At 64.9% G+C, this 10,932-nt stretch carries 11 protein-coding genes; 9 read left to right on the forward strand and 2 right to left on the reverse strand.

All coding sequences use genetic code 11. The annotated features are described in order from the left end of the window. Positions 1-20 precede the first annotated feature (20 nt). Genes K3A84_RS09855 through K3A84_RS09885 form a run of 7 tightly spaced genes read left to right on the forward strand, consistent with a single transcriptional unit; the run spans position 21 to position 6,168 of the window. Positions 21-932, forward strand: a complete 912-nt coding sequence (locus K3A84_RS09855) for a class I SAM-dependent methyltransferase (RefSeq protein ID WP_225009169.1) — start codon at positions 21-23, stop codon at positions 930-932. Continuing rightward, positions 929-1,873: a polysaccharide deacetylase family protein gene (locus tag K3A84_RS09860; RefSeq protein ID WP_225009170.1), complete on the forward strand. Its 945-nt coding sequence runs from the start codon at positions 929-931 to the stop codon at positions 1,871-1,873. The genes K3A84_RS09855 and K3A84_RS09860 overlap by 4 nt, the downstream gene beginning before the upstream one ends. A gap of 10 nt (positions 1,874-1,883) precedes the next feature. Beyond that, positions 1,884-2,744 (forward strand): ABC transporter permease, encoded by an 861-nt coding sequence (locus K3A84_RS09865; protein ID WP_225009171.1) that lies wholly within the window; start codon positions 1,884-1,886, stop codon positions 2,742-2,744. Then, positions 2,744-3,541, forward strand: coding sequence for an ABC transporter ATP-binding protein (locus K3A84_RS09870; protein ID WP_225009172.1), 798 nt, complete (start codon positions 2,744-2,746; stop codon positions 3,539-3,541). The genes K3A84_RS09865 and K3A84_RS09870 overlap by 1 nt, the downstream gene beginning before the upstream one ends. A gap of 11 nt (positions 3,542-3,552) precedes the next feature. Beyond that, positions 3,553-4,389, forward strand: coding sequence for a beta-1,6-N-acetylglucosaminyltransferase (locus tag K3A84_RS09875; RefSeq protein WP_225009173.1), 837 nt, complete (start codon positions 3,553-3,555; stop codon positions 4,387-4,389). Then, on the forward strand, positions 4,389-5,246 hold the full coding sequence (locus K3A84_RS09880) for a glycosyltransferase family 2 protein (protein WP_225009174.1): 858 nt from the start codon (positions 4,389-4,391) through the stop codon (positions 5,244-5,246). The genes K3A84_RS09875 and K3A84_RS09880 overlap by 1 nt, the downstream gene beginning before the upstream one ends. Before the next feature lie 7 nt (positions 5,247-5,253). Further along, positions 5,254-6,168, forward strand: a complete 915-nt coding sequence (locus K3A84_RS09885) for a glycosyltransferase family 2 protein (protein ID WP_225009175.1) — start codon at positions 5,254-5,256, stop codon at positions 6,166-6,168. On the opposite strand, the gene K3A84_RS09890 is transcribed toward K3A84_RS09885, so the two are convergent. Then, complete coding sequence (locus K3A84_RS09890; protein WP_225009176.1) at positions 6,155-7,075, reverse strand: glycosyltransferase family 2 protein; 921 nt, start codon at positions 7,073-7,075, stop codon at positions 6,155-6,157. The two genes, K3A84_RS09885 and K3A84_RS09890, sit on opposite strands and share 14 nt — an antisense overlap. Positions 7,076-7,465: 390 nt before the next feature. Between K3A84_RS09890 and K3A84_RS09895 the strand changes: the two genes are divergently transcribed. After that, complete coding sequence (locus K3A84_RS09895) at positions 7,466-8,089, forward strand: polysaccharide biosynthesis/export family protein (RefSeq protein ID WP_225009177.1); 624 nt, start codon at positions 7,466-7,468, stop codon at positions 8,087-8,089. 386 nt (positions 8,090-8,475) lie between these two features. On the opposite strand, the gene K3A84_RS09900 is transcribed toward K3A84_RS09895, so the two are convergent. After that, positions 8,476-9,573, reverse strand: a complete 1,098-nt coding sequence (locus tag K3A84_RS09900) for an endonuclease/exonuclease/phosphatase family protein (protein ID WP_225009178.1) — start codon at positions 9,571-9,573, stop codon at positions 8,476-8,478. A gap of 78 nt (positions 9,574-9,651) precedes the next feature. Between K3A84_RS09900 and K3A84_RS09905 the strand changes: the two genes are divergently transcribed. Beyond that, a complete protein-coding gene (locus K3A84_RS09905) occupies positions 9,652-10,896 on the forward strand; it encodes an outer membrane beta-barrel protein (RefSeq protein ID WP_225009179.1) in 1,245 nt (414 codons plus the stop codon). Positions 10,897-10,932: the final 36 nt, after the last annotated feature.

The following is a 10,932-nucleotide window of genomic DNA, read 5'->3' on the forward strand; positions in this document are numbered from 1 at the left end:
CCCCCGGATGCTAGGGCCTGATGGATCGGGTGCGCAGGTCGGGGGGCCGGAGCGCGACGACCTCGCTGGCGCTGGTCCGTGTGGTTGTCTGGCCGGATCAGGCGTGCAGGGGCGAAGGCAGCGGGGCGGGCGTGTTGCAGAAGATCGCGGCCAGGTTCGGCCGAAATTCACCTATCGTCTTGCGGCGCGGGCTGATGCGCGCACTGCGGAAAGCCTTGCGGCGCACGCCCGAGCGTCCGTTCGCTGCGCTTCCAGCCGGCTTGTGGTCGCCGCCTGTGGGGCGCATCGACTTCGGCCATCTCGATCGCACAACGCCCGTCGGGGAAATATTCGGACCCGACCGCGGCCAGCCGATCGACAGGCTGTTCATCGAGGAATTTCTCGGCCGCAACCGTGACGCCATCAAGGGCCGCGTCCTGGAAGTGGGCGACAGCAGCTACACCATGGGTTTCGGCGGCGCGGCGGTGACGCGCGCAGACGTGCTGCACGTGTCCGGCGACAATCCGATCGCGACGATCGTCGGCGACATCGCCGATCCTGCCACGCTTCCCGAAAACGCCTTCGATTGCATCGTGCTGACGCAGACGCTGCATCTGATCTTTGACATGCCCGCGGCGGTTCGCAACCTGCATCGCGCGCTCAAGCCCGGCGGCACCCTGCTGCTGACCGTGCCGGGCGTTTCCGCGATCGACCCGTGGGAATGGCGCGACACCTGGCTCTGGTCATTGGCGCCGCCCGCGCTGGAACGCCTTCTCCAGGCCGAGTTCACGCCAGCCGACATCGCCCTGACCTCGTTCGGCAACGTCTATTCTGCCATCGCCTTCCTGGCAGGCGCCGCGGTGCCCGATGTCGATCCAGCAAAGCTGGCAGTCGAGGATGCGCGCTTCCCCGTGGTGGTTGCAGCCAGGGCCTTCAAGGGATTTTCCGCATGATCGGGCGCGCCATGAATTTTGCCCGCTGGCAGGTGGCCAAGCGCGTCGGGCGTCAGCTTCCGGTGGTGCTGATGTACCATCGCGTCGCCGACCTCACGCTCGACCACTATCACCTCGCAGTCAGTCCCGCGCGGTTCGAGCAGCAGATCGCCGCGCTGGTCAAAGTGCGCAAGGTCGTGCCGCTGGAGCAATTGCTCGATGCGCCGGAAGATGGCGAGGCGCTTGCCGCGATCACCTTCGACGATGGCTATCGCGATGTCGTGACCAACGCTCTGCCCGTGCTGGAACGCCACGCGTGCCCGGCGACGCTGTTCCTCAGCACCGCAATGGTGGGCAGCGCCCGCGAATTCTGGTGGGACGAACTGGTGCGCATCGTGTTCGAGACCACACTTACGCAAGAGGTCGAACTCGACGTGTTGCGTTCGGGCCGCAAGTGGCGGATCGGTCCCGCGACCCGCCGGGCCGACCGCGCCCGCGTCGTCGAGGAGCTTTCCGGCGTACTGCGCTATCTTCCGGTGCAATCGCGCGCCAACGCCATCGCGCGCATGGCCGCGGCCTGCGGCATCGATCTGGCGATGCGGGACAGTCACGCGATCGTCACCGCCGACGAAGTGCGCGCGCTTGACGGTACGCTGCTTTCGATCGGTGCGCACAGCCAGCATCACGTCTCGCTGCGGCACTGCGACGCGGCGACGCAGGTGCGCGAAATCAACGGTAGCCGCGACGATTGCGAAAAGCTGACCGGCCGGGTCCCGAAGACGTTCGCCTATCCCTTCGGCGATTACGATCCGCGCGTGGTTGAGCGCGTGCGCGAGGCCGGGTTCGCGGCGGCGGTGACGGTCGATCGCCGCTTGCTTCGTCCCGACGGCGACCCGCTGATGCTGCCCCGGATCGAAGTGCGCGACTGGTCGGTGCAAGACCTGATGCGCCGCCTGCCGTGAGGGCCCTGCAATGACCCATCCGGCGGCAGGTGCGCACTACCGGCTGATCGCCCGTCGCCGCGGCCTGGCGCTGCCGCGCTGGCGCGAACTGCTTGCCTATCGCGACCTGCTGCGCGCCTTCGTGGACCGTGATCTCAAGGTCAATTACCAGCAGACGATCCTGGGGCCGCTCTGGCTTCTGATCCGCCCCCTGGTCACCACCGCCATTCTGGTGCTGATGATGTCGCGCGTGACGCAGGTGGGCACCGATGGCGCAAACCCTGCGCTGTTCTACTTCGCCGCGACGATCATGTGGACCTACTATGCCCAGATCGTGCAGATGGTTGGGCAAGTCTTCGTCGCGCACGAATACCTGTTCAGCAAGGTCTACTTTCCGCGCGTGATCATGCCAGTTTCGATCGTCGTGTCGAACCTCATCGGCCTCGTTCTGCAGCTGGCGTTTCTCGGCCTGTTCGCGCTCGTTCTGGTGCTGCTAGGCGTGGTTGTGCTGCCTCTAGGTCGCCTTTGGATCATGCCGTTGACGCTGGTCCCGCTGGTGGCATTCTCGCTCGGCAGCGGGCTGATGATCGCCAGCATGACCACGCGCTATCGCGACCTGGTCAATGCGCTGCCCTTTGCGCTCCAGTGCGGCTTCCTGCTGACGCCGATCGTCTATCCGCTGTCGAAGGTGCCTGAGGACTGGCGGCTGGCCTATGCCCTGCTTAATCCGCTGGGTGTCGTTTCCGACCTGTGGCGAGCGGCGCTGACGGGCACGACGATCGTGTCGACGGGGGGGCAGATCGTTCTGGCCACCGGCTCGGCGGTGGCGCTGCTCGTGGTTTCGCTCTCACTATTCCAGGCGAGCGAGCGCACGGCGGCGGACACGATCTGATGACACAGGCCGATCTCGCCCAGAATCTCGCGATCGACGCGCGCGGGTTGACCAAGCGCTATCGCCGCGGGGTCTTTACCGCCTCGACGCTGCGCGACGAGTTTTCCGGCCTGTTTTCCGCGCGCAGCGAAGCGCAAGAGGACGCCCATCACTTCTTTGCGCTGAAGGATGTCAGCTTCACCCTGCCGCGAGGGACGATCTGCGGCATTCTGGGGCGCAACGGATCGGGCAAGACGACCCTGATGAAGATCCTCGCCGCGATCACCGAGCCTACCGATGGCGAGGCGCACCTGTTTGGTCGCGTCAGTTGCCTGCTGGAAGTGGGCGCAGGCTTCGACGTGGAACTGACCGGCCTCGACAACATCTACCTCAATGGCGCGATCCTCGGCATGAGCCGCGCGGAAGTGACTGCCAAGCTCGACCGCATCGTTGCCTTTGCCGACATCGGCCCGGTGCTCGATACGCAAGTGAAGCGCTATTCGTCGGGGATGTACACGCGGCTTGCATTCGCGCTGGCAGTCAATCTCGATTCCGAGATCATCCTGCTCGATGAAGTGCTGGCGGTAGGCGACATCCCGTTCCGCGAGAAATGCGTGGCCGCGATGAAGGAGCTTGCCGCGCAAGGTCGCGCGATCATGTTCGTCAGCCACAACATGGATCTTGTGCGTAGCGTGTGCGACCGCGCGGTGCTGCTCGACAAGGGGCGCCTGCTGGCAGCGGGCCCGGTGGATGTGGTGGCCGAGCGCTATCTCGACATGGTGCGGAGCGATCCGCCGCCGGTCGCGGACGCAGGATAAGGCGCCTGCGCATGGCGGTCGGCTATGTGATCGTGGCGCATCACCGGCCTGCGCAACTGCTGCGTCTGGCGCGCGCGATCCGTTCGGGAAGCGCGGGGCCGATCGTAATCCATCTCGACCGTCGCGCGCGCAGGGTTTTCGCTGCGGTCGAGGGCGATCTGCTTGCGCTGGGCGATGTGGCGATCCTGGCGCAAGTCGCCGTGCGCTGGGCCCACTTTTCGCAAGTCGAAGCCGAACTGGCCGCGCTGGAGATCATGCTCGAGAGGTTTCCGCAGGTCTCGCATGTTCAGCACCTGACCGGGCAATGCTATCCGATCCGGCCGCTGGCCGACTTTGAGCGGACCGTGATGGCCGGGGCGGGCAAGAGCTTTGTCGATTGCGTGGACCTGCCGCAAGCCGGCTTTGAGAGCTTGTGGCGGCACATCGAGCGTGTTCATTTCGTCGGCCCCCGACGGCGGGTGCTGGCACTGCCGTGGTCGCGACGCCTGCCGCCGCGCCGCTTTGCAGCAGGATCACCCTACTGGTGCCTGGCGCGCGACCATGCCCGCCATCTGCTTGAACTGCCCGCTGCCACGCGGGGCTTCTACCGGGGCGTGCTTTCGCCCGACGAGGTGTTCTTTCAGACCGAACTGCGCAATTCGGACCATCGGGACGCGGTGGTCCAGGCAGACTGGACCTGGACCGATTGGGACGGCGATGCGCCCAGCCCGCAACTGCTGACCAGCGCCCATGCGCAAGTGCTTGCCGAACGGCCCGAGTTCTTCGCCCGCAAGTTCGACGAAAGCGTCGATGCGGCAATTCTCGACCTGCTGGACGCTCGGCTGGCGAGCCGGGGGCAGGGCCGGTGATGCCGCGCGTATCGGTCGTGATCCTGTTCCACGACGAGGTCGACTATCTCGACGGGGCGGTGGAAAGCGTCGCCCTGCAGGGGGGGGGCGACTACGAGATCGTGCTCGTCGATGGCGGGGCCACGCCAGCCTGCCTGGCACTCGCGCGAAAGCTCTGCATGGCCGACCCGGGGCGGCGGCGCATTGTTCAGCATCCCGCACGCGCGACGATCGGTGTCAGCGCGCTGCGCAGTTTCGGGCTTGCTGAAGCCAGGGGCGAGTTCCTGGCCTTTCTTGATGCCGACGATGTCTGGTTGCCGGGAAAGATGGCGGCGCAGGTGGCGCTTCTCGACGCCCATGCCGACGCGGTGATGGTCTATGGCCGCACGCAGATGTGGTTCAGTTGGAGAGAGGCCGCCACGCAAGCCGATTTCTGTTACGACCTTGGCGTTGAGCCGGACCGGATCGTCGCGGGGGCAGAGGCCATGGCCCTGCTGGTGCGCAACGAGGCCCAGACCCCGACGACGTGCAACGCGATGATGCGCGCAAGCGCCGTGGCCGCCGTCGGTGGATGCGAGGCGAGGTTCCCCGGCATGTTCGATGACCAGGTACTCTTTGCCAAGCTGTACACGCGCGGGCCAGTCTACGTTTCGGGCGCCTTGTGGGCGCGCTACCGCCAGCGCGAGACGAGCCTGTCGCATGTCGCCGACCACTTGGCCGTCGCGCGCGAGCGGGTGCGATTCCTCGGATGGCTGGCGGACTGGTTGCGGCAGGTGCGCTGGACGGATGAGGCGGTTGCCCGTCTGCTGCGCGCGGAGCGGCGCAAGGCGCGCGGCAATGTCGCGCGGCTGCTGCTCAAGCGCCTGTGGGGGCGTTGATATCGTGGTGCAATTCAGCATCATCATGCCGGTTCTCGACCAAGAGCGCTATCTCGCCGAGGCGATCGGCAGCGTGCAGGCGCAGACCTTCGACGATTGGGAACTGCTCGTCGTCGATGATGGCAGCACCGATGCAAGCCTGGCCATCGCGCAGCGTTTTGCGCGCGACGATCCGCGTATCCGCGTACTGCGGCATCCCGACGGCGGACGGCACGGGGCTGCGGCGAGCCGCAACTTCGCCATCCGGCAGGCGCGAGGGCGCTGGCTCGCGTTCCTCGATGGCGACGACCTGTTCCTGCCGCGGCATCTCGCCACCCATGTCGCTGCCTTTGCTGCCTGGCCGCAAGCGCGCTGCATCTACGGCGCGACGCGCTGGTTGGACGAGGCGAGCGGCGCGACGCGGGATGAAGATCTAGGGCCGGTCGCGGGGCACTGCCATGCGCCGCCCGACCTGGTGCGCCGCATCATCGTCAACCACGAAGGCGAAGTGCCATGCACCAACATGGTCACCATGGAACGCGCCATCGCGCTCGAGGTCGGCGGGTTCGAGGAGGCGTTCAACCTGTTCGAGGACCAGACTCTGTGGGTGAAGGTCTTTGCCCGCCACCCGGTCGGCGTGATCGCTGATTGCTGCGCGATCTATCGCCAGCATCCGCGGTCCACGTCCGCGCGGTCGGAGCGGGGCGATTTGCCCGGGTACGTATCGCCGCAAGAGGCATCGCGACAGTTCCTGTGCTGGATGCGCGACTGGCTGGATCAGCACACGGCCCCGGATGCCGCGCTGGACGGGGCGCTGGGCCTCTGGCTCGACCGTTTCGACGCGCGCGCGACCGTGCGCCTTAAGGCGCGGCTTCGGGTTCGCGCAGCCATGGTCGGGCGCCGCCTGCGCTGGCGCATCGCAAGGCGGTTCAGCCGGCGATGATGCCTGCCGCCTGAAGGCCCTGCTGATGGACTTGCCGGTGCGCGCGGCCTGATCGGTATCCTTCCAGCCGCCCCATCGCGACCGTCCATGCCAGCAAGGCACGGCGCGGATTGGTCAGCGCGAAGCGCGCGGCATTGGCGATCGAGCGGCCGGCCCAGTACGCGACGGCGCCGCGCCCATAGCCGCGTCGGCCAAGCACATAGCCCATGCCGCGGGCATAGGCGCGGATCTTTGCGATCATCGGCGCATCGGGTGCGGATGTGTCGATCTCGGCATGGTAGCCGAACAGAGCGGGGTCGAAATGGCACACGTAGCCTTGGCCCAATGCGCGCAGGATAAAGTCGGGGCCTTCCGCCGCCTGCCAGGGGGTATCGGCGCCGATGCCGATGGTTTCGTCGTATCCGTCCAGCGCTTCGAGCAGGTCGCGCCGCACAAAGGTCATGCCTTCCATCTGGCTGATCCACACGTTGTCGCGCGTGATTGGCCCCGCCTGTTTGGCAAAGCGCGCATTGATGCTGCGCCCGTCGAGATTCGAGCAACGGCCGGACAACAACTGCGCCCTCGAGCTGTCGAGCAGGCGGAGGCCGGTTTCGAGATAGTCGGCCGGATACCAGCAGTCGTCATCAGGAAAGATCACGGTGGCGGCGCGGGCCTGGCGCCAGCCGAGATTGCGTCCGCGGCTGACGCCGCGGCCTGCCGACATCGGCAGGCGGCGCAGGGCAAAGGTTCTGGGCACGGCGAGAATCGAGGCGAGGCGGTCGTCGCCGTTCTGATCGACCACGATCACTTCGAAATCGCGAAAGGACTGCACGTCGAGGCTGTCGAGCAGGCGCACCAGTTCGCGCGTGCGCCCGAGCGTCGAGACCACGACGCTGACGGCGAAGACAGGCGGAATAGGTTCGTTCACCGGGGATTCGAACCTCTCTGCAACGCGCAGGCCAGCCCGCATACCGGGCGAACGACCCCGGCTTCCCGCTGCGTATTGGCAGAGGGATCGGTACAATCAATGTTTGTTCCGCGCTGCATCATCGCTTTGCCTATCGGAAAATTTTCTGAAACGGTAGTTTGGAGTTGGCGATTTGTATCGGCAAACGGACGAAAGATTGCCTCAACTGTGGACGCAATGCGCGTGGCAAGTTGGTGGATGATCATGATAGATAGATATGCATATTTACTAAGGTTATATTTTGGGCTGGAGCAACCGCTGACGTGGCAAACTGTGTTGCGGTGCAGTGAAGACCCCTTTAACAACCACTGCGTGAGACGCCGTTGCGTCGACACGGCTGAGGTCAGGTACATGAAGTCGTTCAATGTGGTTGCCGTGAAGCGCGCGGGCCGCCCTGGTGCAGGGCGCCTTCCGGTCCGTGCGCTGGGGGCTGTGGCGGGTGCGGTGATGCTGGTGTTCGCAACTGGCGCAGCAGTGGCGAGCAAGTTGCCGGAGCGCTCGATTTCGCTGGAAGAGGCCGTCTATCGCCTTGGCGTGGGCGACGTTCTCAAGATCACCGTGTTCGGCGAGGAGAAGCTCACCGGTACCTATCCCGTCAGCGGCGACGGCCAGATCTCGTTCCCGCTGCTGGGCCGGATCGAGGCGAAGGGCAAGACCCAGCGCGAACTGGAAGTGCTGATTAAGACCCAGTTGGCCGACGGATTCGTCAACAATCCCAGCGTCGTGGTCGAGGTCGCGAACTTCCGGCCCTATTATATCCTTGGCGAAGTCAACAAGCCTGGCGAATTCGCGTTTGCCGACGGCCTCACCGCTTTCAGCGCGGTCGCGCGCGCGGGTGGCTTCACCTATCGCGCCGATCAGAAGCGGATCTTCATTCGCCACCATGACTCGTCGCAGGAAGAGGCCTTCCGCCTCGATGGCGGCACGCCCGTGCTGCCGGGCGACACCATCCGCATTCCCGAGCGCCGCTTCTAAAGCGACGCCAGCGCGGCAAAGATCGCTCCCCACAGGGCAAGCCCGCAAAGCACCGCCGCGAGCCACCATGGCCAAAGTATGCCGGGGCGCTCCGTGGCGGCCGGAAAATGCGCCGCATCCTCGGGCGGTCGCGGCCTAGCCCGAGCGTCGACACGTCGGGCGCGTTCGGGAGAAGCGCCGTGATCGTGATCCGGCAGTGCCAACCTCTGACGGTTCGGCTGAAGCTCGGGCCGCATCGTCCCCCCTTTCCATTCGCCTCGGTAGGTGCAGGGATATTGATCCGTTTTGAATGCAAATACAACCAAAGTTATATTTATCATTTACTTTGGATTTTCTCCAGTATCTCGCACTCAAAATGCCGTCACGCCTATTGTGCGGCGCAACATTCAGCGCTCGCAGGGAATGGTGAGGTCCGTGACCATCGGTCGGTGATCCGATCCCAGATGGGGGCCACGGCTGACAGCGCGAATGGCGATCGCGCGGCCGACATAAATCTGGTCGAGCGGCAGCAAGGGCGTGCCCATCGTGCCCGATGGCCAGGTTGGCCGCGCTCCTGATGCAAGGCGCAATTGTCCTGCCCGCGCGAGGCGGCGCATCGCAAAGGTCCAGGGAGCGGAATTGAAATCGCCGGCCAGCACGCCGCCGCGTCCCTCGGTCCGCAGCACTTGCGCCAGCGTTCGCAGTTCCTGGCGTTGCCAGCCCAGCGGCCAGGGTCGCGACAGATGCACTGCCGTGATCGGAACCGACGCACATCCTGTATTTACCAGAACGGTGACGGCAGAGAGCGCCTTGCGGTTTTCCGGATCGCCTTGCGCGTGATGCCAGGCCATCGCGAAGGGGTGGCGTGCAAAGATCGTGGTCGAACAGCGCAATTGGGGTGCGCAGGCCTCAACGAAAGGAAATTCAAGGGTTAGCGGAAGAAAGGCGGAGTTGTCCAAGGGCATCGCTTCGAGCAGGACGACCGCATCAGGCTTCTGCGCCAAGATCCATGCCACCGCCTCATGCACCTGCGCGTTGTCACGATAGATGTTGAAGCTGATCATCCGAAATGGTGTGTTTGGCGTCGGCAAGTGCGTGGGTGCGGGCGATTGCAATGGTGCCGCCAACGCCCAACCCCAGGCGAGGGCGGCGGCGAACCAACTCCAGCCGAGCAGGCGATCGCCGGGCGATGGCGCCGTTCCGCCCGCGATCAGCGCCAGCAGCGCAGCGGCAGGAACCAGGGCGGGTGCCGCGATCTGGAGGCTGTCGGCGCGGAACGCGGCGGCCCCTGTAACCGACGCCAGCAGGAGAAGCAGTGCAGCCGCCTGCGCGCCTCGCGCTACGATAGGCAGCATGGCGGCGGTTGCGCGGATCGTCGTTTTCATTCTGGATCCAACTGCCATTTGCGCCGCAGTGTAGGGATGAAACGCCTTTGTGCGCTGCATCATAGCGCTTTTCAGGAAAGCGTCGATATGCGATAGGTGTTTTCCGGGGCCAGACGCCATGCTTGAATATGTTAAGGGGGAAACATGAGGAGCATCAGTCTCCGTCGCTTCAAGGTGCTGCGTTGGGCCAAGTCCCTCATGAAGATCCAAGTACTTCTAGCGGGATCGACGGCCTTGTCTGCGGCGGCTTCGGCGCAGGAATTGAATTTTCAGGAGCCGCAGGATGTGGCGGGCAATCGCCCGCAGCCGAGCTATGACGCTCAGGGCGTGCGCGTCTCCGGCGATATCTTCGCCTATCCGGAATTCGGCGTGGTGACCGAGTATCAGTCCAACGTCTACAGTCGCGCGTCGAACGGCGTGGGCGACGTGTCGTTCACCGCGTTGCCTGCGCTGATGATCCAGCAGAACCGCCCCGATGCGCGATTCCGCATCTCGGGTGACGCGCGCATCCGGCGCTATGCCACCTACACCAGTGAAAATGACGTCCAGTATTCTGGGCTGGCCTCGTTCAACCTCGATCGCGCAGCCGGGCTCGGGGTCTCCGGCGAAGTGGGATACAACCGTTTCACCGCGCAGCGCGGAACCGTGCTCAACAGCTTCCAGACCGGCAAGCCGCTCCAGGCGCGCGATCTGACCGGCCGACTTAAGGTGTCGAAGGAATTCAACCGGCTGCGCGTGACGGTCGATGGTTCCTATCGCCGCACCCGTTACGATGATCTGGACCTGGGCAATGGTGGCCGCATCGACCAGAGCTTCCGCGACCAGCGCCGCTTCGATGGCGAAGTCGAGGTCCGCTACAATGTCAGTCCGCGCTTCGGCCTTGCTGCGACCGGCGGCCTTACCGATGACAACTTCACCGATCCCAATCCGCTGACCAACCGCGATGCGACCGGCAAGCGGGCGCTGGCGGGCGTGCGCTACGAACTGACGAGGCTGATCGAGATCTCGTTCGACGCGGGCTATCGCTCTTACAGCTTCTCGAACAAGCTCTACCCAGACAGCAAGGGGCTGGCGCTGCACGGGCGCGTGCGTTGGTATCCGGACGAACTGGTGTCGGTGCGCGCCGACCTGCGGCAGGAAAACCAGACGAGCAACTTCGGCAACGTCAGCACCGTCGTCGTGACCCGCCTCGACGTTGCGACCGACTACGAATTTCGCCGCAATGTCGTGTTCACGCTGCGCGCGAGCGGTGCGAACGAGCGCTATGAAAACGTCCGCCAGACCGCGTTCTCGTACTATGGCAGCGGTTCGGTCACCTGGAAGGCGAAGCGCTGGCTGAACGTAACCGGATCGCTCGGCTACGAAGGGCGCGATCACGGATCCACGGTAGCGCCAACTTATAACAATTTCCGCGCCATGCTCGGCGTGAAGCTGGTACGCTGACCCGGCGAGCCCCGATAGAATCGCGAAAGCTCAGAA

It is taken from the genome of Novosphingobium percolationis, from assembly GCF_020179425.1.
Taxonomy (GTDB): Bacteria; Pseudomonadota; Alphaproteobacteria; order Sphingomonadales; family Sphingomonadaceae; genus Novosphingobium; species Novosphingobium percolationis.